The organism is Streptococcus phocae (assembly GCF_001302265.1).
GTDB classification, from domain to species: Bacteria; Bacillota; Bacilli; order Lactobacillales; family Streptococcaceae; genus Streptococcus; species Streptococcus phocae.
In genome coordinates this window covers 1-22,996 of the sequence record NZ_LHQM01000022.1, presented here as the reverse complement: position 1 = coordinate 22,996, position 22,996 = coordinate 1, and the positions used below count along the sequence as shown (strand labels likewise).

Here is a 22,996-nt window from a genome sequence, read left to right as displayed (position 1 = left end):
AACTTTTTCGGAGAAAAATACAAGCCCTGTACTTGTTACAACACAGTTGATGCTATGGTAGCATAGCCATCAAGAAATGATGACTAATTGTTAAGGAATTGCCTGTTTAGGTAAGTTTTTTTGAGTTGCCTAAACAACCCATTTCCAGGCGCCTGTTAGAAAAATAAAGTCCTAAGGAGATACAGATAATGCAAAACTATTATGACCGTTCTCAATCACCAATTGAATACGCCCTGTCTCAAACGCAAAAAAGACTGCGGTCTGTTAACTGGAACCAACTGAATGATGACAAAGATCTTGAAGTTTGGAATCGTGTGACACAAAACTTTTGGCTCCCTGAGAAAGTGCCTGTTTCTAATGACCTTAATTCATGGCGCTCGCTTGGTGCTGATTGGCAAGAGCTTATCACTCGGACCTTCACAGGATTGACACTTCTGGACACGGTCCAAGCAACTGTTGGGGATGTCGCACAGATTCAGCATTCGCAAACAGATCATGAGCAAGTTATCTACACCAATTTTGCCTTTATGGTTGGGATTCACGCTCGTTCCTATGGAACAATCTTTTCAACACTCTGCACCAGCCAACAAATTGAAGAGGCTCATAACTGGGTTGTCTCGACAGAAAGCTTACAAGAGCGGGCTCGAGTGTTGATTCCTTTTTATACAGGAGATGACCCACTCAAGTCCAAGGTTGCAGCAGCAATGATGCCGGGCTTTCTACTCTATGGTGGTTTTTATTTGCCATTTTACCTTTCAGCGCGTGGAAAACTGCCAAATACCTCTGATATTATTCGCTTGATTTTGCGGGATAAGGTTATTCATAACTACTACAGTGGCTACAAGTACCAACAAAAAGTTGCCGACTTGAGCCCTGAAAAGCAAGCAGAAATGAAAGCTTTTGTGTTCGACTTGTTGTATCAGCTGATTGATTTGGAAAAAGCTTATTTAACAGAATTATACGAAGGGTTTGATTTGGCAGAAGACGCGATTCGTTTTAGCATCTATAATGCAGGCAAATTTCTGCAGAATTTAGGGTACGATTCTCCATTTACTGAGGAAGAAACCCGCATCTCACCAGAGGTATTTGCCCAACTATCAGCACGGGCTGACGAAAATCACGACTTTTTCTCAGGTAATGGTTCGTCTTATGTGATGGGGGTTACCGAGGAAACTACTGACGAAGATTGGGAGTTTTAAGGTATGGCCCAGCTAGGAATTGTTTATTTTTCATCCACTTCCAACAATACCCACCGATTTGTTCAGAAGCTAGGCATTAAAGCACTGCGCATCCCAATTGATAACAAAGACCTTTTAGTGACAGACGATTACCTCTTAATTGTGCCAACTTACGCGGCAGGCGGCTCAGATAAAAGAGGCGCCGTTCCTAAACAGGTGATTCGTTTTTTAAACCGACCTGAAAACCGAAACCATTGCAAGGGGGTCATCTCTTCAGGAAATACCAACTTTGGCGACACCTTTGCCATTGCTGGACCAATTATTTCTCAAAAATTGCAGATTCCCCTGTTGCACCAGTTTGAATTACTAGGAACCGAGCGAGACGTCGAAAAAGTCAAGGCAATTATTGCTTGTCTTTCATCCGTTGAGCACAAAAACTCCTCACCCATTGACTAACGAAAGGAACCCTTCATGTTACCCAAAGACTCCTATTTGGCCTTAAATGCCCTTACTCGATTTAAAAAAGCAGATGGCACTTATCATTTTGACAGTGATAAAGAGGCCGTCGCCCGTTATTTAGACGAACACGTGCTGCCAAAAACCTTGGTTTTTGAAAGTACAGAGGCTAAACTAGCCTACTTAATTGAAAACGACTATTATGATCAAGCCATCTTTGACGCTTATGATGCTTCTTTTGTCAGGGAAGCTTTTGACCACGCCTACCAGCAAAACGTCTCTTTTATGAACTTGATGGGAGCGATGAAATTTTACCAGTCGTACGCTCTTAAGACTTTTGATGACGCTTATTACCTAGAGCATTTTGAAGACCGTGTTGTGATGAATGCTTTGTTTTTAGCAGATGGAGATACTGACTTGGCGATGGCCTTGATTGATGCTATACTGTATCGCCGCTTTCAGCCAGCGACTCCGACATTTTTGAATGCCGGAAAAAAACGCCGTGGCGAATACATTTCGTGTTATTTGTTGCGTGTCGAAGATAATATGGAGTCCATTTCACGAGCGATTGCCACAAGCTTACAACTGTCAAAACGAGGAGGTGGTGTTGCCTTGTGTTTGTCCAATCTCAGAGAAATTGGCTCTCCTATCAAAGGAATCGAACAACAAGCTACTGGCATCGTTCCCGTGATGAAACTGTTAGAAGACTCCTTTTCCTACGCCAATCAGCTAGGACAAAGGCAGGGAGCAGGAGCTGTTTATCTGCATGCCCACCATCCAGAAATAGTAACATTTTTAGATACCAAGCGAGAAAATGCGGATGAAAAGATGAGAATCAAATCCTTGGCCTTGGGCGTGGTGATTCCAGATATTACCTTTGAGTTAGCACGGCAAAATAAAGACATGGCCCTTTTTTCACCTTATGACATCAAACGCGTCTATGGTAAGGACCTGTCAGATTTGTCTATAACAGCAGAATATGAGAATTTACTGGCTAATCCCAACATTAAAAAGACCTATATCAGTGCTCGCAAATTTTTCCAATTGATCGCTGAGCTTCACTTTGAGTCTGGTTACCCTTACCTGCTCTTTGATGATACGGTCAATGCTCGAAACCCGCACCCTCAAAAAGGACGTATTGTCATGTCTAATCTATGTTCAGAAATTGCTCAAGTAAGTACAGCTAGCAGTTTTGAGGAGGATTTAAGCTTTTCTACTATTGGTGAGGATATCTGTTGCAACTTGGGCTCTATCAACATTGCTGAAGCGATGGCAAAGGCTTCAGATTTTGACCAGCTCATTACAACAAGTATCAGAGCGCTAGATCATGTGTCACGGGCCTCAGATTTAAAAAGTGCCCCATCTATTGAAAAAGGAAATGCAGCCAATCATGCTATTGGATTAGGGGCGATGAATTTACATGGTTTTTTAGCCACCAATCATATTTTTTATGATTCCAAAGAAGCCGTTGAATTTACAGATCTCTTTTTCCACACCATGGCTTATCATGCCTTTAAAGCTTCCAACCAATTGGCTAAAGAAAAAGGAAGCTTTGCAGATTTCGAAAAATCCACCTATGCTGATGGCAGTTATTTTGATAAATATTTGCAAGAAGAAGCAAAGCCAAAGACCGAAAAAATTGCAACTTTGCTAGAACGTTATGGGTTAAAATTGCCGAGCCTTGATGATTGGAAACGTTTAGTTAGTGACATCAAAGAAAATGGACTAGCCAATGCACACCTCATGGCAGTCGCCCCAACAGGCTCAATTAGCTATTTGTCATCCTGCACACCGAGTTTACAACCTGTCGTCGCACCCGTTGAAGTTCGAAAAGAAGGCAAACTCGGCAGGGTTTATGTGCCTGCCTATCAGATTAATGCTGACAATTATGCTTATTACCAGCGTGGCGCTTATGAAATGGGGCCAGACCCTGTCATTGATATCGTAGCTGCGGCACAAAAACACGTGGACCAAGCTATTTCACTGACTCTTTTTATGACGGATCAAGCGACCACGAGGGATTTAAACAGAGCCTACATCAAGGCATTCAAACTTAAATGCGCCTCTATCTACTATGTCCGTGTGAGGCAGGATGTCTTAGAAGGCAGTGAACAGTACGATCAAGACAGCTTATTGCCTTTCCAAGATACAAGCACTATGGACAGCGATTGCCAGTCCTGTCAGATTTAACTTGTGATGATTGGGAAAATCATTTTTAAAGAGCCAATCGGCTCTTTTTTTGATATACTAACTATGACGAGAGCTTGTTGTTTTGTCTACCTGACAAGGCAGAAATCGCAAGCACAGCTAATCAGATTATACGACAACGGAGAGTTATCATGAGAAAACGATTATCAAAAGCAATGATGGGACTAATTGCTTTACTAGCAATGGTAGGTATCCTTGCCCTAGCCTGGGGACAATGGTCCTCTTCGACAGCTTCCACTGTTTCAACTAAGCAGAAAACCAGCCAGACAGTCACCCATAAGCCGGCTAGTCAAAAGGCTAATAAAAACCAACAAACTAAGTCTGAGCCTGACCCTAAACTGCCCAAACAAAACACCGATTATCCAGATTTAACTCAGTATGATGATTTGGCAATCAAGGTATCAACGAAGCAGCAGAAAATGACCATTCTTTCTGGAGACAAACTTCTATTTCAAACCACGGTTTCAACGGGCGCACCAGAAAGTCCAACCCCGTTGGGGCAGTTTGTGATTGAACCTGAGCGAGGAGATTTTTTCTTTAATAACGCCTCAGGTGAGGGAGCTTATTATTGGGTTTCTTTTAAAGGACATGGCATCTACCTTTTCCATAGCCTACCGACTGACCAACAAGGAAATGAAATCCCAGAAGAAGCAGCGCTCCTTGGCAAAAAAGCATCGCACGGTTGCGTTCGGATGAGTAGACAAGACGCTAAATGGTTTTATGAAACAATACCAGAAGGCATTTCAGTGACTATTGAATAAGGATTAAGACTTTTGTCTTAATCCTTATATTAATGCCGGCTAGTTTGCTTTACATACTAGTTAAAACTTGTTACACTAGTAGTATGTATAACAAACTAGTTGAGAGGAGAAGTATGAAACAAAGCCAGTTACTAAAGGGTGTCTTGGAAGGCTGTGTCTTACAGATGATTGCCAAAGAAGCTATTTATGGTTATGAATTAATACAGCGCTTGAGGCAGGCCGGCTTTACAGACATTGTCGGTGGAACGGTTTACCCTTTATTACAAAAACTTGAGAAAAACCACCTGATCTATGCTCAAAAAAGACCATCTTCAGATGGACCAGATCGGCGTTATTTTTTTGTAACATCAGAAGGCAAAGAGGCACTTGATCATTTTTGGCAGCAGTGGCATGACCTTCTTGAAACAGTTGCCGTAGTAGAAAAAATGAAAGGATTTGACAATGACAACTCAAACAAAACATGACATGCAGTTAACTGAAACCATTTTGAAAGAGTTAACTCCTGAAAATCAAACTTACTTTGAGCGCATTCAAGAAGATATGTTACTAGCAGCGCTATTGCGTGATGAAAAAAGTATTCGCCGACAGTTATATGATATGGCTGTTGACTTACGGGCTGCTCAGGCTGACGGGCAAACAGCCCAAGACTTTTTCGGTCGTCACCCTCAAGAAATGGCACGTGACATTGTGGCGAACAGCCCCTTTATTTCAATAAGAGACTTGCTGAGATTAGTCGGTTTAATTGGGCTATGTGCCTATGGTTGCCAATTATTGCTGACATTTTCAGAGACAGGTGTTTTGACGATGAATGCCCTCAAATTTTTGCTATTAACAGGGTTCAATTTTATTGCTATTATCCTTATTTTTAGACTCTTGAAGCGCTACAGATATCAAGAGTCTAAACTCAAGTGGGGCTTAGGGGTCATCTATTTATTGATTAATATTATTCTTGTGTATTTATCTCGTTCGAAACTACCAGGATTATCCTTTTTGGAGTTTACCGTTCCATCACCTTGGGATTTGCTATCCGTGTTTACCATTTTAGTGATATTAATAGTGAGCAAATGGCAACATCGTTACTTTAGGCCTTTTAGCCTACCGTTACTGATGTTTTTTGTGGTTGCCTGTATCCGAAAAGCCTCTCAGTCAGGTCTCATTTCTGGTGAACAGTGGATTGTTTGGTTGCCGATGAGTATGATGGTTTTAGGGGTACTAGGTTTTTATGGATGGTCGCTATGGCTCTTTCATAAGGATTAAAACGCTAATGTCTATCAGAAAATCAACACCCCGCCTAGACCAAATGCTAAGCGGGGTATTTTATGTTAAAAAGATACTTAGTTAGAGTATATGTTAATTAAATCTGCTGTCATTCTTGCTTTAATTTGCTCAGTTGTTTTGGTTTGAAACTCTTCTAAAAGTGCATCAAAATCCTTGTCAGCTACTGCATGCAAGTAAAAGTAGGCGTGCTCAAGGCCGATTCCTTTTTCTTGTAGAAAAGCTAGCAGTTTTTTATGCTGTCCTTGTTTGTAGTTAGAGAGAAAGTTTTCTTCAAATTCAATCTGTTCATTGTTACTATCCTGAGCTGAAATGGTTACACATGGTTCTACAAGCGCAAATGCTGCCATTGTAGAAAACAAACACTTCTTAAAACATAGTTTCATAGGAATTTCCTCCGTTTAAATTAACATAGGGGATGGGTACTCATCTGATTTTATTTTATAATAAAAAAATAATTTAGTCAACGGTTTTTTAATAAAATTAAATAAAAATTATTTAGATAACAGAGGTCACCATCATCATGCAGTCTTTCTGCGCCACGCCCTCAAATAGCTTTAAGGCTTATTCCTAGTATCCTGTTCTATAATCAACTGGGAATCTTTGTTAAAAAAAGTTTTGTATCCTAATTGTACGAATAGGATTACGGTCAAAGAGACACTTCCCAATATTCCCAGCATAATGGAAATTTGATAGGCAATAGCTGTGAGTGGAGACACTCCTGATAGGATTTGACCACTCATCATTCCAGGAAGAAAAACAATACCCATTCCGACCATTGAGTTGATGGTTGGGAGGATAGCAGAATCAAAAGTATCGGCTACGATTTGACGTGTTGCCATTTTTGGGGTTGCTCCAAGCATTAATGCCCCTTCGACTAAGTCTTTCTTTGTATGCATGCCATCGGTTAAACGACTAACGCCTAAAGATATTCCAGTCATTGAATTTCCAATCAGCATTCCTGCAATGGGAATAGCGTAACGAGGACTGTACCAGGGAGAAATGTTTATGACAATCAGCAAGAAATAGAACAAGCAAGATACGGTGCCTACGACCATTGATAAGGCAATAATCTGCTTGAGTTTAATGGAAAGTGTTGTCTGATTTCTTTTGATAATCGTGTAAATGGCAAACAGTTCCATTGCAACTAAGATGAGAATGGTATACCAGGGAGATGACAAATTAAAGACATAAACTAGTAGATATCCCGCCAAAATAAGTTGCAAGGTCATTCTAACAGAAGCAATAAGAATTTCTCTTTCCCTAGGGATCCCTTTTAATTTGACAATAATCACTAGCATGATCACAAATACGTAGGCTGAAATCAATTGCCATATCTGTAAATCAATTATTTCATTCATCTATTTTACCTCCTGGACTGTTCTGATGTTTCCTTGATTTATTTCAATGATATTATCTGAATACGTCTGTGCTGTTTTTTTTGAATGAATAACCATAATTAATGTTTTGTTGCTTGTTTTTGTGTATTGAGCTAATTGTTTGATGATGCTATCTTCAGTTTCTTCATCTAAAGCTGAGGAAGGTTCATCCAGTAAAAAAACATCAGGATCTAGAAGGATTACTCTTGCTAATGAGAGCCTTTGTTTTTCACCACCAGATAAGGTATCACTTTGACTAGAGAGTTCCTTATTTAAATGCACCATGTTTAAGATGTCTTTTAGCCTGTCATCGCTAACGGTTTCTTTTTCTGCAAATTTTAGACCGATAAGTAGATTATCTTTGATGCTTTCAGGGAAAATCACCGGTGTCTGTGGAAGCATGACCACTTTTCTTCTCAATTCAATAGCATCAATATCTCTTAAATTCCTATCCTTATAGCATATTGAGCCACTATCACAGCTAATCAGCTTGTTTAAAAGGCGCAAAAGAGTCGTTTTTCCGCTGCCACTTTCTCCAATGATAGATGTGATTTCTCCTTGTTTAAGCCTGAGTTCGCTAATATTAAGAATGTCTTTGTAGGTTACCTTTTTAAGTAAAAACATCTCAGTGACCTCCTGTGGTTAGTCTTCGATTTCTTTGAACAGTTCATAAGCCTGTTTTTTTGCCTTGGCTAAAACGTCAATTCCAATTGTTGTGATGGCATAGTATTTTCTCACCCTTCCTTCCACCGTTTTTTCTGTGCTGTCTAAGAGTTTGCTAGATTCCATACTGTGGAGTAGTGGGTAGAGTGTCCCAGGTCCAATATCATACCCATGTTCACCAAGTTCTTCTATCATCCAGGCGCCATAAAACGGTTCTTGCTTGGCATGGTATAAAATATGAATTTGGATAAATCCCAAGTATAGCTTCCTTAAAATTTTTTCTTGCATTTCGAACACTCCTTATGTATAATCTACTGATATCGAAAACCGATATCGATTTTATATATCAGTGTATCATGAAACGTATTTGGATTCAACTGACACTTAACAACTGACTTTGAATTAAAAATCAGAGACTGTTTGACAAAATAGAGGCATCGTCGCTTGGTCTGAATTTGTTTTGAGATAGTTTAAAACAAGCGATTTTCCATGGTGAAAATCCATGAATAACTAGTGGGCTCATAAATTTTGGCACTAAAAAAGACTATCAACTTAATGTTTGATAGTCTAAAGAAGTAGGATAAGGTGAACAAATTTTTAATGAGTTCAGCAGGCAAGAACTAACGTAGTGATCAGCTACGTTTTTTGAATGTTCTCGCTATCGCTGATACTATTATATAAAAGTCCACGCGCGTGTCAATTCAATATTTCTTTATAATAATACTTTTACACGATTGGCACTCTTGTAAGCATCTAAAAGATGAACATTTTTGAGGTGCCCTTATTTTATTTCGATTGTTAAAAAATCTTCCCAATTATCAGGGAAACCAATTTTTTTCTTTTCAATTATGTCGGAATCGAATTTAGATTGAATTTCCAAAATAAAATTGTTCCATTCGTTTTGAACTAACTTACTATGGCATATCAATAAATATTTTATAGCTAACATATAAGCAAATAAATCCTTGTTATGACTTTTCTTTTTCCCTTTAGATTTTAGTTTTCTATATTCTGGTGTATAAAAAGTTGGTACCCCAACATTAAAATTGCAACCATAAAGTCGCCCGTAATGAGCGCAGACATTTCTTATGTACCAAGTTGCTGAAATCCAACTCATAGAAGAACTAATAATATGATCTTTCATAGCAGGATTATTGAAGTAATCATTTTTTAGGAAAAGTTCATTAATCCAATTATTATAATACTCTTTGTCTAGTTTTTCTATAAATTTTGTAGTTTCTCCAAATGTGAGTTCTGGTATTATCACCCATAGAGGAAATTTATGATTTTTCTTTTTTATATGATGCTTAATTGGTAAAGATTTAGATTGATTTGAATATAGACTCCGTCCAATTCGTTTTAAAATATTAGAACATTCATCGGAGTTTACATAGATTGTTGTATCTAAATAGCACTCACCTTTTTGTAATTTTCCACTATAATAACTACATAATGAATGAACAATTGATGATTTTATAAGTAATTCGATTTTCCCGGTAAATTTCATTAAATTCTCTCTGAGGAAATTATTGAAATTATATAATTGTACACAATCATTGAAAGAAAATTCTTTCTCATCTCTATTAGGTAAACATTTTTTATATATTGAAAAAGAGTAGTAGTTAGTCTGGAATAAAAATTGTTTCGCAAATTCCATTTCTGAATCATTAATAATAACTTTAGCTTTAGTTACAGTATTTGGAGTTGATAATTTTTTCTTTAAATCATCAAATTCTGAGAAACTCTTCATTGACTTTGTTTGATCTGCTTCCAAAAGAAAATATTTAACTTTTGAATCTTCTTGTTGTACCATTCCATCCATAGATTTGTTCCTTTTCAAAAAAAAAGCCTCGTAAACTTTGCTTTTTATCACAGGGAGCTTATCGAGTTCTTGTACGTGTATTATATCGCTATTTATTTTTTTTGTAAAGCCACTACATATTGTGTTAGTTGTGAGAAAATAAACAGTAAAAACAATATATTGTATTTATTGAAAATAACAGCACACTATATATTGTTATGGTGATAAAAACAGCACAATATATAGTATGTATTGTGTATAACTTTTTTAAAAATTTTTTTTAAAAAGTTCTCAATATTGCACCGCCAGGTGGTAGAGGTTCGGAAGAGTTAAACGCTGAAATAATCAGTGGAATTTTAAACACCTTTACTTTTTTTACATTTAGTACTCACAGATAAAATCGTAAATAAACTTATTCTATAACTAACAAGATCAAGTTTTCTGCTTGGTCTTTTTTGTATTTGTTTATTTTATAAACTGCACCCTTTTTTGTAGCACTCTACCTTTACACGTGCCAAATCGTTCTCCGAATTCTTTTGTAGTCTCACCTAAGTTAAAGTGGATAGTTTTGATTTTGTCACCCACTGTCATAGCTTGCCTGACTTGCTAACTGTCTAGTAAAAAATTCATTACGCGTTCAAAGATTGCCTTTGGTGCGTCATAATCATCAGCTTCAATCTTTTTCAACGTGTTTGGTGTTACATTGATACGCTTAGCGGTCTCTCCCTTGGTTAAGTCCAAGCCACATACCTTCTTAGCATGTTCAACTGTGATAAGCATTTGTTATCTTCCTTTTTAAAATAATCCTAACCATGAATAGAGTGAAAGGTGGCTGAGATTTATAAGACATTTTTGTTTGTTTTCGAGATTTTCGTGATATAATTCTTTTTGAAAGGTAGTACAGATTGCGAATAGACTGAAAGAATTAAGAAAAGAAAAAAACTATCTCAAGCTGAAATAGCTGCTATTTTTGATATATCTGAAAAAACTGTATCACGTTGGGAAAACGGAGAAAGTCAAATCAAGCCGGATAAGGCCCAAGCTTTAGCGGACTTCTTTGGCGTATTTGTTGAGGTATCGTGATGATTTAGATTTATTTATCCATGGTAGTTCAAATGAATTGGAAGATTTATCAACGGTAAAAGTTAGAACAAATCTGCACTTCCTAACAAACCAATAAGAAATTAAACAACTAAAAAGGGAAATTCTTGCTTCAATTCAGTTTATTGAGAATAGTATAAGCGTCTTATCGCATTATGTCCCCAAACCACAATATTCTTATCTGTTCGTTATGCAATATTGTATCTTTATAAAACATTAAATAAAAGGAGATGCTTATGCCAAGAAAAGTAAATAAAGTCATTTATGTTCTATTAGCTCTATTTTTAGGTGAATTTGGCTTACATAAATTTTACGCTGGTAAAACAGGAACAGGAATCCTATACCTTGTTTTCTGCTGGACATTTATCCCTGGATTCATCGGAGTTATTGAAGGGATTTTAGCAATTCTAAAACCATCCGACAAAGATGGCAATTTCTATATATAGAGTAAAAACGTTACCTTTTGTAACCTTCTTATTCGTAAGTAACACATATGAAAATCTAGCAATTCAGATAACCAACGTTTATATTTGTAAAACCTAAGTATTTTCCTATGTTCGTTATGACCATATAATAAATCAGCAAAGAAAAACGAACTTGATAAAGTCCGACTATTTAACTATTTATTGAAAAATAGTGAACTTTTAAACGATTACCATGACTTTTTAAAAGTCAGTTTTTTCCAAAGTGTGTGTTTCCTCTTGCTTCGCTCTTGGTTCATTAAAAAGTTGTTATCTGTGCGTGGTTAATATTATTGAGTAAAGGAGGGCTTCTTTGAATAAAAAAGCAAAGCAAATATTTTTAATACTTTTTAGTATTCTTATTTTAATAACAGGTATTGATATGTTACTATCGGGTGAGTACCTAAGAGGGATTATCAAATTGATTTTAGTACTTGGAATTTTTGTTTTATTTAGCAAAAACGAAAAATAAAAAAACAACTGTTAAAGCCTGTCATTCCTTACAGGTTGGCCTTTTCAAGCCTTCTAAACCACATTAGATACCATCCATAGAATTTACCAATTTACCCAACACAAACTAAATTAGGGGTGTTCTTGTAGCTCCTAGCATGTTTAAAAAACAAAAAAGACCTCACAAGGTCTTAAAAGCCTAATATTATATCGCATTTTTCTTTTGCAATGTTTCGAGCGATTAATTGATACTATTATGTCATGATATAACCTAATCTCAAACCCTTTTAATAATAGCTTGCCTGCTGACGGAAAGGTTTATCATTGTGAAAATAATAAAATACAAAAAGAAAAACGGCTCTAATGGCTCTACTATACGTAAAGAAGCTCAGATTCGGAATTATCAAGAGTTGGCGGAACTATGGCTAAAGAGTTATCAACTTACAGTTAAGCCGCAGACATTTGGATAGGTTACACTAAACTAGACAGTCTTATAAAGTGTCCTACACTAAAAGAAATCCCAAAGGAGAAATTATGTCTAGAAAAGTCCACAAATTTATTTATAAGAACTGATAGGCTATCTAAAAAGCCCATTATATCAACAATTAAAGACGATAAAGGAGACAATCATGACATTTGAAGAGATTTTACCAGGCTTAAAAGCCAAAAAGAAATACGTTCGTACTGGCTGGGGAGGGGCAGAAAATTATGTTCAGCTCTTTGACAGCATTGAGCAGGGGGGAGTTTCTCTCCAAGTGACTCCTTATTTTCTTATCAATGTTTCAGGAGATGGCGAGGGCTTTTCCATGTGGTCTCCCACCCCTTGTGACGTTCTAGCCACTGATTGGATAGAAGTTCATGACTAAGCGCGTGCTCGTAACAGGGGTGTCCTCAGGCATTGGTCTAGCTCAAGCACGCCTGTTTTTAGAAAATGGCTTTACGGTTTATGGGGTTGATAAGTCAGAGGAACCAGACCTGCTTGGGGACTTTCATTTTATACAATTAGACATTACCCAAAGCCTTGATTCACTTTATGAGTTTGTGCCTAGTGTGGATATCTTGTGTAATACCGCAGGGATTCTCGATGGTTACAAGCCCTTGTTAGATATCACAGAAGATGATTTTGAGGCCTTGTTTGAGGTAAATGTGTTTGCAACGGTTCGTTTGACTCGCCATTATCTCAACCATATGGTCGCAGCAGGTTCTGGTATCATTATCAACATGTGTTCTATTGCCAGCTTTATGGCAGGTGGAGGTGGTGCAGCCTACACAGCTAGTAAGCACGCCCTTGCGGGCTTTACCCGTCAGCTGGCTCTGGATTACGCCAAAGCAGGCATCCAAGTTTTTGGAATTGCTCCAGGAGCGGTTAGAACCAAGATGACCGCAGCTGATTTTGAACCAGGTGGGCTAGCTGACTGGGTAGCCAAAGAGACCCCTATTGGCCGTTGGTTAGAAGCAGACGAAATTGCTGACTTTACCCTTTATTTAGCTTCAGGAAAAGCAAGTGCCATGCAAGGTGAAATAACCAAACTTGATGGTGGCTGGAGTTTGAAATAATCTAAAAGCTACCGTTTGGTTAGAGCGCATTGTTTGTGTTATTAATCATAGAGAAAGTGCAAAAAGCAGAAGTAATTAGCACTGCATCAGAGTTATTAATCGCCATTCAAAGGAAAAAAAATGACAGCAGAAGAATTATGGCAAGCCTATAAAAAGATTAATCCTCATATCGGCAGTGAGATTGATGCTTGGGCCTTTGGGGCTCAACCAGATTTGTTAGCGCAGTTGGTCTTGGAAGGCACAAAAACAGCGACCTCTTCCGCCTATGACTTATACGCCTTAGATCAAGCCCCCCTTCCTCGAGTGGGAACTTATGATGTTATTTTAGATGGTAAAGGTCAGGCAGTTTGCATCGTTCAGATCACCAAAGTTTCGGTTGTGCCTTTTCAGGAAGTTTCAGCAGAGCATGCCTACAAAGAAGGCGAAGGGGATAAGAGTTTGGCATACTGGCAAAAAGTCCACTACGATTTTTTTCACCCTTATTTTGAAGAGGCGGGGCTCGTTTTTTCTGAAACGAGTCAGATTGTTTTAGAAGAATTTAAAAAGGTTTATCCTAACTAAGGAGGTCAACATGAAACTAGCAATAATTGGTACGGGCATGATAGTTAAAGAATTGTTGCCCGTGTTAAATGAAATTGATGGCATTGTGCTAAAGGCTATCGTGTCAACGCCTCGCAGTATCAAAACGGCAAAAACGTTGGCAAGTGACTACGGCATTGAACAAGCCAGTTGTGAGCTTGATGCTGTACTAGCGATGGATTCGGTGGATACGGTTTACATCGCAACGCCGAATCACCTGCATTTCGACGGCGCAAAAGCAGCGCTACTAGCAGGAAAGCACGTGATTTGTGAAAAGCCTTTTACCATGACAGTAGCTGAATTGGATGAGTTGATTGCTTTGGCCAAAGAAAGAAATCTCATTTTACTGGAAGCCATCACCAATCAATATTTGAACAATATGCAGTTTATGAAGGAACACTTGGACCAATTAGGAGATGTTAAGATTGTTTCTTGTAACTATTCACAATATTCATCACGTTACGATGCTTTCAAGCGTGGAGATATTGCCCCTGTATTTGATCCTAAAAAAGGTGGAGGAGCCCTGCGTGATTTAAACATCTATAATATCCACCTTGTTATAGGTTTATTTGGCAAACCCATGACTGTTCAGTATCTAGCTAACGTGGAAAAAGGCATTGATACGTCTGGTGTTTTGGTGATGGACTATGGCAGGTTTAAAGCTACCTGCATAGCTGCTAAAGACAGCAGTGCTGACATAACCTCAACGATACAGGGCAATAAAGGCTCTATGGCAGTACTTGGAGCTACAAACAGTTTGCCCCAGCTAAGTCTAATACTTCATGGACGGCCTCCACAAATGATTGACCAAAATAGACATCCTCACCGCATGTACGAGGAATTTATTGCCTTTAGAGATATGATTGCCAGTCACGATACCACAAGAGCAAGCCAAGCATTGCAACATAGTAGAAAGGTCATGATTGTTTTAGAAACAGCTCTTAACTCAGTAACATAAGGACTAAAAAGCGTCTAGCATTGCTCAGACGCTTTTTTGATTGTGACACAGGAGTGGCTCCATGAGAGGCTTTCTGCAAAAATAGACGATTTATGCTATAATAGTCTGGTATTTATATCAATCTGAAGGAAAATCATATGACAAATTATGCAATTATCTTAGCAGCAGGAAAAGGAACTCGCATGAAGTCCGACCTCCCAAAAGTACTCCACAGCGTTTCTGGATTGACCATGTTGGAGCATGTTTTTAGGAGTGTTTCTGCCCTCAAACCAGAAAAAAAAGTTACTGTCATTGGGCACAAGGCGGAGCTTGTACGTGAGGTACTAGCTGATCAGTCAGCTTTTGTTCTTCAAACAGAGCAACTCGGAACAGGTCATGCCGTTATGATGGCAGAAGAGGAGTTGGCAAGCTTAGATGGACACACCTTGGTGATTGCTGGGGACACCCCGCTCATCACTGGTGAGAGCTTAAAAAATCTGGTAGATTTTCATATTAACCATAAAAATGTTGCCACCATTCTGACCGCAGCAGCTCAAGACCCATTTGGTTATGGGCGCATTATCCGTAACGCTGATGGCGAAGTCACTAAAATCGTCGAGCAAAAAGACGCTAACGATTTTGAACAGCAAGTCAAAGAAATCAACACAGGTACTTATGTTTTTGACAATAAACGCCTGTTTGAAGCTCTCAAAAACATTAACACAGACAATGCTCAGGGGGAATACTACTTGACAGATGTGATTGCCATTTTTAGGGAGCAAAAAGAAAAAGTTGGCGCCTATACCTTGAGAGACTTCAACGAAAGCTTAGGGGTCAATGATCGTGTCGCTCTAGCCACAGCTGAAGAAGTGATGCGCCAACGCATCACCAAACAGCACATGATTAACGGGGTCACTTTCCAAAGCCCACAGACAGCCTATATAGATAGCGACGTTGTTATCGCTCCTGATGTTATGATTGAGGCAAATGTGACGCTAAAAGGCAAAACCACGATTGGGGCAGGAACGATTTTAACCAATGGAACTTACATCGTGGACTCTGAAATTGGGGCGTCATCCGTTATTACCCATTCCATGATTGAAGCATCAAAACTCGCCGAAGGAGTCACTGTAGGCCCTTATGCACACATTCGACCAGGTTCAAGCCTAGCCCAAAATGTTCACATCGGTAATTTTGTGGAAATTAAAGGGTCAAGTCTAGGTAAAAATAGCAAAGCAGGGCATTTGACCTATGTCGGAAATGCCCAAGTCGGCTCTGAAGTCAATATAGGGGCTGGGACCATAACCGTTAATTACGACGGTCGCCAAAAATACCAAACCGTCATAGGAGATCATGCGTTTATTGGTAGCAACTCGACGTTGATTGCTCCGATAGAGATTGGTGACGGAGCCCTAACAGCAGCGGGCTCAACAATCTCAAAATCAGTTCCAGTCGATGGGATTGGTATCGGCCGTAGCCGCCAAGTAACCAAGGAAGGCTATGCCAAAAGATTACCTCATCATCCAAGCAAATCACACTAAGACACGACTCAATGGTCTAAAAGGAGGTCCAAAATGGATTTTGAAGAAAAAACACTAAAGAGACAAAACATTTTTGAAGGGCATATTTTTAAAGTGGCTGTCGATGATGTTGAACTGCCCAATGGCCTTGGACAAGCAAAGCGAGAGTTGGTGTTTCATAGAGGTGCTGTTTCCATACTGGCTGTTACTCCTGACCGTGACATTATCATTGTTAAACAATACCGAAAGGCAATCGAGGCAGTTTCCTATGAGATTCCTGCAGGAAAGCTAGAAATTGGCGAAGCAGGCTCTGAATTAGAAGCGGCTGCGCGTGAGCTCGAAGAAGAAACTGCTTATTCTGGTGATTTAACCTTGATTCACGAATTTTATACGGCGATTGGTTTTTGCAACGAAAAAATCAAACTGTACTTGGCAGATGACCTTAAAAAAGTAGAAAATCCAAGACCACAAGATGACGATGAAGTGATTGAGGTCCTTACTTTAAGCTACCAAGAGTGCATGAATTTAGTCGCTACTGGGCAGATTGTGGATGCTAAAACAATTATTGCCCTACAATATTATGCCTTGCATTTTGGAGGTGACGCCTGATGGGAAAACCATTATTAACAGACGACGTCATTGAAAAAGCAAAGCGAGGAGAAGTGTTTGAAAGTGATGATTATGCGGACCTTGATACCAAAATCATGACCTTTGAGGACCACGGAGAGTCTGAGCGCATTTACAAGAGTCGTCGTATTGAAAATGCAAAACGCAGCCAATTTCAATCAACATTAAACCTTGTCTTGATACTTGTTGTAATGTTGATTGGTTTATTGGCCTATGCCGTTTTTTACTTATAACAGAATACAAGGATAACACATGAAAATTGGAATTATTGCAGCCATGCAAGAAGAATTACAGCTTCTTTTAGAGGCTCTTTTGGACCGACAAGACCACGACGTCTTATCAGCAACCTACCACACTGGTCGACTGGGTAGGCACGAGTTGGTCTTGGTGCAATCTGGGATTGGAAAAGTGATGTCAGCCATGACGGTTGCTATTTTAGTAGACCATTTCCAGGTAGATGCCATCATTAATACAGGCTCTGCTGGAGCAGTTGCAACAGGATTAGATATTGGAGATGTCGTTGTCGCAGACCGATTGGTTTACCATGACGTGGATGTGACCGCTTTTGGCTATGAGTATGGGCAAATGGCTGCGCAACCATTGTACTTTGACAGTGACCCTCGATTTATCGACACGTTCAGAACTGTCCTGACCCAAGAAGAAACCACAAGTCGAGTTGGATTAATTGCGACAGGTGATAGCTTTATCGCCGGACAGGAAAAGATAACAGCTATTACCCAGGCATTTCCAGACGTTTTAGCCGTAGAGATGGAAGGCGCAGCCATAGCACAAGCTGCTCACGCGGCAGGTAAACCTTTTGTTGTTATCAGAGCAATCAGTGATACAGCAGCTCATGACGCCAACATTACCTTTGATCAATTCATCATTCAAGCAGGCAAACGTTCAGCAAAAACCCTCATTGCTTTTTTAGAGGTGCTCATTTAAAAAGACATCGGATTTTTAATTTTCCGATGTCTTTTTCACTTCAGTAACGTAGAGTTGTTTGGCGATATTTTCAGGAATAATTAACTCTTTGCCCTCGTAGGTAATGGTGTAGGTCTTTGCAAAGTCATCAATTTGGTCCAGACTAAAGTCTGTGTTAACGGTCAATTGATGCATTTCTAGATATTGCACCAGTTCAAAGTAGTCGTGAACTCTGCTGAGCTTGAAATTTCCTGTTTGTGTGATGTCGTAAAGTGTTGTGTTATTAATTTCAACCAAGGGCTGCCCTTGTCTTGGAATGGTTCCGCCATGCGGACAAAAAAGTGGAAAACCAAGTGTCTGATCCAACCGATTAATAAAGGTATCCGAAACGGTGTGTTCTAACACTTCTGCCTCGGGATGAACTTCGTGAGCGTCATAGCCCAATTGATCGATCAAAAACACCTCGATGAGACGGTGTTTGCGGTATAAGTTAGCGACGAGGTCTTTTCCTTTTTCTGTTAGATAGTATCCATAGGTCTTATCCTTGATAATCCATCCTTGAACAATCATTTTTTTGATCATTTCAGAAACAGCAGGAGCAGAGACTTGCATCTTTTCTGCAACCATTTTATTTGAAATTTTAACCTTTTGTTCTCCGATTTCATAAATACATTTTAAGTAATCTTCTTTATTAGGCGTCATATCTGCAGGCCTTTCTCTTATTTATAATCATTATTATATCAGAATACTACTGAAAAATCTTGACAAAAAACCAAATGTAAGATATCCTAATAGTATAATTAACTATACTTAATTAAATAAACCCTATCGTAAGGAGATAGTCAATGAAAAAGAAATTTAGCCTAGTATTAGGTGCTTTTCTGTCATTATTTATTTTGGTCGCTTGTTCCAACTCAGGAAACAAAGACGCTAAAGATGACAAGCTAAATGTTGTGGTCACCAATTCTATTATTGCTGACATGACCAAAAATATTGCAGGTGATAAGATTAACCTGCACAGCATTGTGCCAATTGGACAAGACCCACATGAGTATGAACCACTTCCAGAGGATGTTGAAAAAACAACAACTGCTGATTTGATTTTCTATAATGGTATCAACCTTGAAGACGGTGGACAAGCTTGGTTTACAAAACTGGTCAAAAACGCCAAAAAGAAAAAAAACAAAGATTACTTTGCAGTTAGTGACGGAATCGATGTTATTTACTTAGAGGGCGCTAGTGAAAAAGGAAAAGAAGACCCACATGCTTGGTTAAATCTTGAAAACGGGATTATTTATTCAAAAAATATTGCTAAGCAATTGATGGCTAAAGATCCTAAAAACAAAGAGACCTACGAAAAAAATCTAGACGCTTACGTTGCTAAATTAGAAAAGCTTGACAAGGAAGCGAAATCAAAATTTGATGCTATTGCAGACAACAAAAAATTGATCGTAACCAGCGAAGGATGTTTCAAGTACTTCTCAAAAACATATGGTGTCCCATCAGCGTATATTTGGGAAATCAACACTGAAGAGGAAGGAACACCAGACCAGATTACTTCACTAATTGAAAAACTCAAGGTTACGAAACCATCAGCACTTTTTGTTGAATCAAGTGTTGATCGTCGTCCAATGAAATCTGTATCCAAAGATAGCGGTATTCCAATCTATGCTGAAATCTTTACCGATTCTGTAGCTAAAAAAGGTAAAGATGGCGATAGCTACTATGCCATGATGAAATGGAACCTTGATAAGATTTCTGAAGGTCTAGCAAAATAAAATAAGATCAAAGCACAGCGACTTCTAGTGTTGTGCTTTGTTTTGTTTGTACATAAGGAGGGAAACATGATTACAACCAAAAACCTTTCCGTTAGTTATGATGGTGATAAAAAGGCTTTAGAGGATATTTCCTTACAAATCCAAGGCCCTGCAATTGTCGGAATCATTGGACCAAATGGAGCAGGAAAATCAACTCTAATGAAGGCTATTTTGAACTTGGTTGATTACAAGGGAAGTGTTACAGTCGGTCAAAAAGATGGCCGTAATCTAGGGCATACCGTAGCTTATGTTGAGCAGCGTAGTATGATTGATTACAATTTTCCAATTACTGTCAAAGAGTGTATTTCATTAGGGACTTATACCAAGTTAGGCCTCTTTCGTCGTGTTGGCAAAAAAGAGTTTGACCACGTTGAGAGCTTGTTGGATCAAGTTGGTTTGTCAGGTTTTGGCGATAGACCAATCAAATCACTGTCAGGCGGTCAGTTTCAACGCATGCTAGTGGCTAGATGTTTGATTCAAGAATCAGACTACATTTTTTTGGATGAGCCTTTTGTTGGGATTGATTCGGTGAGTGAAAAAATCATTGTAGATTTGCTAAAAGAGTTGAAAAAAGCGGGAAAAACCATTTTAATCGTTCACCACGATCTAAGTAAGGTAGAACACTATTTTGATAATCTCCTCATTTTAAATAAAGAGCTTGTGGCTTATGGAGCTGTTGATCACGTCTTTACTCCAGATACCCTAGCCAAAGCCTATGGAAACAACCTTATCTTAGCAAAGGAGACACCCTAAATGTTTTTAAAGTTTTTTGAAGCCTTAGTATCCTATCATTTTTTACAAAACGCTCTCATCACGGCAATTGTGATTGGTATTGTATCAGGAGCAGTAGGCTGTTTCATTATTTTGAGATCCATGTCCCTGATGGGAGATGCAATCTCACATGCTGTCTTGCCTGGTGTTGCCTTATCCTTTATTTTAGGCATTAACTTTTTTATCGGGGCAGTTGTGTTTGGATTGTTAGCATCTGTGATTATCACCTATATTAAGGAAAATTCGGTGATAAAGGGCGACACGGCTATCGGGATCACCTTTAGCTCCTTTTTAGCCTTGGGAGTTATTCTTATTGGTGTGGCGAATAGTTCAACAGACCTTTTCCACATTTTGTTTGGGAATATCCTGGCAGTACAAGATAGTGATAAATGGATTACCATCATTGTATCCATTGTTGTTTTAGGATTGATTGTTCTATTCTTTAAAGAATTATTAATCACCTCTTTTGACCCTATTTTGGCAAAATCGATGGGTATGAATGTTAATTTCTATCATTATTTGCTCATGATTTTACTGACCTTAGTTGCTGTGACAGCTATGCAAAGTGTTGGTACCATTTTGATTGTGGCCATGCTTATTACCCCAGCAGCAACAGCATATCTCTATGCGAATAGCTTAAAAGTCATGTTGATTATTTCGTCTTGTCTAGGCGCTTTAACATCTGTCTTGGGGCTTTATTTGGGGTATACCTTTAACATTGCAGCAGGTTCAAGCATCGTATTGACTTCGGCAATTATTTTCCTGGTGAGCTTTTTCATTTCACCCAAACAAGGGTACTTTAAAAAACGCTAACCACTAATCACCTTTTAGGAAGTCTATCCAAAAGACTCTTCCTAGAAGGTGTTTTTTTCTTTTTTAAATTAACTCTAAAAATCACAAAGAACTAAGAAAATCAAGTCAAATTCTATAAATCATACTAAAAAATTGACATTAGTGATTATTAGCACAAGAATTATTCGTAAATATCACTATAAAAGATAAAAAAGATGTTAAAAATAAACAAAAAACGAACATTTGTTTCAAAGATATTATTTTTAATCGATTTTTTCTCATGAATAAGAAAAAACGTCCTATCGTCATAAAGAAAAGTTAATAAATCCTCATTGACAAGATTATTTTTAGAGATTAAAATGAGATTCTGTGTCTCTAGTAGACATAGTATTGAAAAGAAAAAAGGAAAATGAAACGAAAAATAATGATGTTGGCACTTGTTTTAGGAGCAATTAGTTTTTTTATTGCAACAACTAAACCTGTAGGGGCGATAACACGTAGTTATACAGAAGCTACAAAAAAGCTGACAGAAGAGCTTGACAACTTAGACTATGGATATAGCGTTGGCTATTACTACGAAAGAAAACGTGATGCCATCATCGACTTATTTAATTTAGGAAGTTATCTGATTAACAAAAGTGAGTATGATGAAGTAGAATATAAACAGTGTTTAGAAGAATTAGTTCAAGTTTTATCATCTCATAAAAATTATTTGAAAAGAGTGCCCGTAAAAGCACTATATACGGATGATCATAATGGGGTAAATAATAGAATCGCTAATTTATCTCAGCGGCAGTATGAGACAATAATTGACAATTTGAACCAAGCTTTGCAAAAATTCGCTTCTGAAACGGTTAGGATACAGATCAATAATCCCAAACTCATTTCCATTCCTACCCACCTACCAAAGAATAATGATTATATCAACTTCAAAACGAGGCTAGACAATGGTTATAACGATGAGTTTTATTATAATTATTTGATAAAGTCTAGAGAGATAACAACATTACAAAAAATGCTAACCATTTATCGAAGAGATTATTTTGAGAGATTACATGAATTGTCACAGCATATTAATACCATTGAAGATGATTTAACTCGCTATGACGAAGATCTTCAAAATGAATACTTTATCATTATGAATAAAAGCAATGGTGACAAGACTAAAATCATCTTAGCTGAAACTCTCCCAACCATTCGAATACTAGAAAACACCATAACAGATTTAGCCTATATTAGTAAGAAACAAAAAGGTGAGCATTTTGATATGGAGCCTGGTTTGACTCTATTTGACCCTGTAAAAGTAACCGATAGAGAATACGACGAGCAAATAAATACTTCTAGAAGAGGAAATTTAGAAGGGACAAATTCGAGTTATGGAAATGTACTGACCCCAAGAACAAGTGCACATAGAGCATCCTTAGCGACTGCACACTCATCCTATGAAGATAACGATGAAAACATTGTAAAAGCACAGTTTGCAGTCGAATATTTTAATAATGCTTATAATAAATTTCGCTATACTGATGGTATCAATGATGAAAATCGTAAAAAAGGAGAAGAATTCTATAACAGAGGAGTTTCCTTGCGCGCAGAATTGGATAACTTTTTGGCAACTCCTGGGCAATTTAGACAGTCTCTGAAAGATGCTTTAACTAACTTAGAAACAATCACACGTAGCATTGAGGGAATCTTGTCTTACGATGTGGCTTCACAAACGAAATAATAAAAACAGCAAG

Annotated in this window: 28 protein-coding genes; 21 read left to right on the top strand and 7 right to left on the bottom strand. The window is 38.2% G+C overall.

Annotated elements, in window-relative coordinates; all coding sequences use genetic code 11:
• Positions 1 to 185 precede the first annotated feature (185 nt).
• The 6 genes from nrdF to AKK44_RS05620 all read left to right on the top strand — a co-directional run bounded on the left by nrdF (position 186) and on the right by AKK44_RS05620 (position 5,860).
• Positions 186 to 1,199, top strand: coding sequence for a class 1b ribonucleoside-diphosphate reductase subunit beta (nrdF, locus tag AKK44_RS05645; protein WP_161802568.1), 1,014 nt, complete (start codon positions 186 to 188; stop codon positions 1,197 to 1,199).
• A 3-nt stretch (positions 1,200 to 1,202) separates the two neighbouring features.
• Complete coding sequence (nrdI, locus tag AKK44_RS05640) at positions 1,203 to 1,634, top strand: class Ib ribonucleoside-diphosphate reductase assembly flavoprotein NrdI (RefSeq protein WP_054278880.1); 432 nt, start codon at positions 1,203 to 1,205, stop codon at positions 1,632 to 1,634.
• Between the two features lie 15 nt (positions 1,635 to 1,649).
• Positions 1,650 to 3,824 (top strand): class 1b ribonucleoside-diphosphate reductase subunit alpha, encoded by a 2,175-nt coding sequence (gene nrdE / locus AKK44_RS05635; protein WP_054278879.1) that lies wholly within the window; start codon positions 1,650 to 1,652, stop codon positions 3,822 to 3,824.
• A gap of 149 nt (positions 3,825 to 3,973) precedes the next feature.
• Positions 3,974 to 4,603 (top strand): L,D-transpeptidase, encoded by a 630-nt coding sequence (locus AKK44_RS09350; RefSeq protein ID WP_054278878.1) that lies wholly within the window; start codon positions 3,974 to 3,976, stop codon positions 4,601 to 4,603.
• Between the two features lie 113 nt (positions 4,604 to 4,716).
• Positions 4,717 to 5,067, top strand: a complete 351-nt coding sequence (locus tag AKK44_RS05625; RefSeq protein WP_037594996.1) for a PadR family transcriptional regulator — start codon at positions 4,717 to 4,719, stop codon at positions 5,065 to 5,067.
• On the top strand, positions 5,045 to 5,860 hold the full coding sequence (locus AKK44_RS05620; RefSeq protein ID WP_054278877.1) for a DUF1129 domain-containing protein: 816 nt from the start codon (positions 5,045 to 5,047) through the stop codon (positions 5,858 to 5,860). The genes AKK44_RS05625 and AKK44_RS05620 overlap by 23 nt, the downstream gene beginning before the upstream one ends.
• A 77-nt stretch (positions 5,861 to 5,937) precedes the next feature.
• Here AKK44_RS05620 and AKK44_RS05615 read toward each other — a convergent pair whose 3' ends face one another.
• From AKK44_RS05615 to AKK44_RS05590, 6 genes are all read right to left on the bottom strand, one after another.
• A complete protein-coding gene (locus tag AKK44_RS05615) occupies positions 5,938 to 6,264 on the bottom strand; it encodes a hypothetical protein (protein ID WP_152911067.1) in 327 nt (108 codons plus the stop codon).
• A gap of 171 nt (positions 6,265 to 6,435) precedes the next feature.
• Positions 6,436 to 7,239 carry an ABC transporter permease gene (locus tag AKK44_RS05610; protein WP_054278875.1) on the bottom strand — a complete coding sequence of 268 codons (804 nt, stop codon included), beginning with the start codon at positions 7,237 to 7,239 and terminating at the stop codon, positions 6,436 to 6,438.
• Positions 7,240 to 7,881 (bottom strand): ABC transporter ATP-binding protein, encoded by a 642-nt coding sequence (locus tag AKK44_RS05605; RefSeq protein ID WP_054278874.1) that lies wholly within the window; start codon positions 7,879 to 7,881, stop codon positions 7,240 to 7,242. It abuts the gene before it with no gap.
• A gap of 18 nt (positions 7,882 to 7,899) precedes the next feature.
• Positions 7,900 to 8,208, bottom strand: coding sequence for a PadR family transcriptional regulator (locus tag AKK44_RS05600; protein WP_037596659.1), 309 nt, complete (start codon positions 8,206 to 8,208; stop codon positions 7,900 to 7,902).
• 493 nt (positions 8,209 to 8,701) lie between these two features.
• Complete coding sequence (locus tag AKK44_RS05595; protein ID WP_054278873.1) at positions 8,702 to 9,742, bottom strand: Abi family protein; 1,041 nt, start codon at positions 9,740 to 9,742, stop codon at positions 8,702 to 8,704.
• 585 nt (positions 9,743 to 10,327) lie between these two features.
• The gene (locus AKK44_RS05590; RefSeq protein WP_054278872.1) at positions 10,328 to 10,501 is read right to left on the bottom strand and encodes a helix-turn-helix domain-containing protein; all 174 of its coding nucleotides are present in this window, start codon (positions 10,499 to 10,501) and stop codon (positions 10,328 to 10,330) included.
• Between the two features lie 144 nt (positions 10,502 to 10,645).
• On the opposite strand from AKK44_RS05590, the gene AKK44_RS09245 reads away from it, so the two are divergent.
• The 11 genes from AKK44_RS09245 to AKK44_RS05545 all read left to right on the top strand — a co-directional run bounded on the left by AKK44_RS09245 (position 10,646) and on the right by AKK44_RS05545 (position 17,898).
• Complete coding sequence (locus AKK44_RS09245) at positions 10,646 to 10,804, top strand: helix-turn-helix domain-containing protein (protein WP_330218227.1); 159 nt, start codon at positions 10,646 to 10,648, stop codon at positions 10,802 to 10,804.
• A 254-nt stretch (positions 10,805 to 11,058) separates the two neighbouring features.
• Entirely contained in the window at positions 11,059 to 11,268 is a 210-nt protein-coding gene (locus AKK44_RS05585) for a TM2 domain-containing protein (RefSeq protein WP_054278871.1), read from the top strand.
• A 328-nt stretch (positions 11,269 to 11,596) separates the two neighbouring features.
• Complete coding sequence (locus AKK44_RS09105) at positions 11,597 to 11,755, top strand: hypothetical protein (RefSeq protein WP_169750800.1); 159 nt, start codon at positions 11,597 to 11,599, stop codon at positions 11,753 to 11,755.
• Positions 11,756 to 12,362: 607 nt separating this feature from the next.
• Positions 12,363 to 12,599, top strand: a complete 237-nt coding sequence (locus AKK44_RS05580) for a DUF2829 domain-containing protein (protein ID WP_037596656.1) — start codon at positions 12,363 to 12,365, stop codon at positions 12,597 to 12,599.
• Positions 12,592 to 13,290, top strand: a complete 699-nt coding sequence (locus AKK44_RS05575; protein ID WP_054278870.1) for a 3-oxoacyl-ACP reductase — start codon at positions 12,592 to 12,594, stop codon at positions 13,288 to 13,290. Before AKK44_RS05580 ends, AKK44_RS05575 begins: the two co-directional genes overlap by 8 nt.
• A gap of 120 nt (positions 13,291 to 13,410) precedes the next feature.
• Complete coding sequence (locus tag AKK44_RS05570) at positions 13,411 to 13,851, top strand: ASCH domain-containing protein (RefSeq protein ID WP_054278869.1); 441 nt, start codon at positions 13,411 to 13,413, stop codon at positions 13,849 to 13,851.
• 10 nt (positions 13,852 to 13,861) lie between these two features.
• Complete coding sequence (locus tag AKK44_RS05565) at positions 13,862 to 14,827, top strand: Gfo/Idh/MocA family protein (RefSeq protein ID WP_054278868.1); 966 nt, start codon at positions 13,862 to 13,864, stop codon at positions 14,825 to 14,827.
• Positions 14,828 to 14,964: 137 nt separating this feature from the next.
• On the top strand, positions 14,965 to 16,347 hold the full coding sequence (glmU, locus tag AKK44_RS05560; protein WP_054278867.1) for a bifunctional UDP-N-acetylglucosamine diphosphorylase/glucosamine-1-phosphate N-acetyltransferase GlmU: 1,383 nt from the start codon (positions 14,965 to 14,967) through the stop codon (positions 16,345 to 16,347).
• A gap of 33 nt (positions 16,348 to 16,380) precedes the next feature.
• Complete coding sequence (locus AKK44_RS05555; RefSeq protein WP_054278866.1) at positions 16,381 to 16,935, top strand: NUDIX domain-containing protein; 555 nt, start codon at positions 16,381 to 16,383, stop codon at positions 16,933 to 16,935.
• Entirely contained in the window at positions 16,935 to 17,186 is a 252-nt protein-coding gene (macP, locus tag AKK44_RS05550; protein ID WP_037596636.1) for a cell wall synthase accessory phosphoprotein MacP, read from the top strand. The genes AKK44_RS05555 and macP overlap by 1 nt, the downstream gene beginning before the upstream one ends.
• Positions 17,187 to 17,205: 19 nt before the next feature.
• A complete protein-coding gene (locus AKK44_RS05545) occupies positions 17,206 to 17,898 on the top strand; it encodes a 5'-methylthioadenosine/adenosylhomocysteine nucleosidase (RefSeq protein WP_054278865.1) in 693 nt (230 codons plus the stop codon).
• 15 nt (positions 17,899 to 17,913) lie between these two features.
• On the opposite strand, the gene AKK44_RS05540 is transcribed toward AKK44_RS05545, so the two are convergent.
• On the bottom strand, positions 17,914 to 18,579 hold the full coding sequence (locus AKK44_RS05540; protein ID WP_054278864.1) for a metal-dependent transcriptional regulator: 666 nt from the start codon (positions 18,577 to 18,579) through the stop codon (positions 17,914 to 17,916).
• 143 nt (positions 18,580 to 18,722) lie between these two features.
• On the opposite strand from AKK44_RS05540, the gene AKK44_RS05535 reads away from it, so the two are divergent.
• The 4 genes from AKK44_RS05535 (at position 18,723) to AKK44_RS05520 (ending at position 22,983) form a co-directional block, all read left to right on the top strand.
• Entirely contained in the window at positions 18,723 to 19,655 is a 933-nt protein-coding gene (locus AKK44_RS05535; RefSeq protein ID WP_054278863.1) for a metal ABC transporter substrate-binding protein, read from the top strand.
• A 66-nt stretch (positions 19,656 to 19,721) separates the two neighbouring features.
• The gene (locus AKK44_RS05530; RefSeq protein ID WP_054278862.1) at positions 19,722 to 20,447 is read left to right on the top strand and encodes a metal ABC transporter ATP-binding protein; all 726 of its coding nucleotides are present in this window, start codon (positions 19,722 to 19,724) and stop codon (positions 20,445 to 20,447) included.
• Positions 20,448 to 21,278, top strand: a complete 831-nt coding sequence (locus tag AKK44_RS05525) for a metal ABC transporter permease (RefSeq protein ID WP_037594418.1) — start codon at positions 20,448 to 20,450, stop codon at positions 21,276 to 21,278.
• Between the two features lie 388 nt (positions 21,279 to 21,666).
• Positions 21,667 to 22,983, top strand: a complete 1,317-nt coding sequence (locus AKK44_RS05520) for a hypothetical protein (RefSeq protein WP_152911066.1) — start codon at positions 21,667 to 21,669, stop codon at positions 22,981 to 22,983.
• The last annotated feature ends 13 nt before the right edge of the window (positions 22,984 to 22,996 follow it).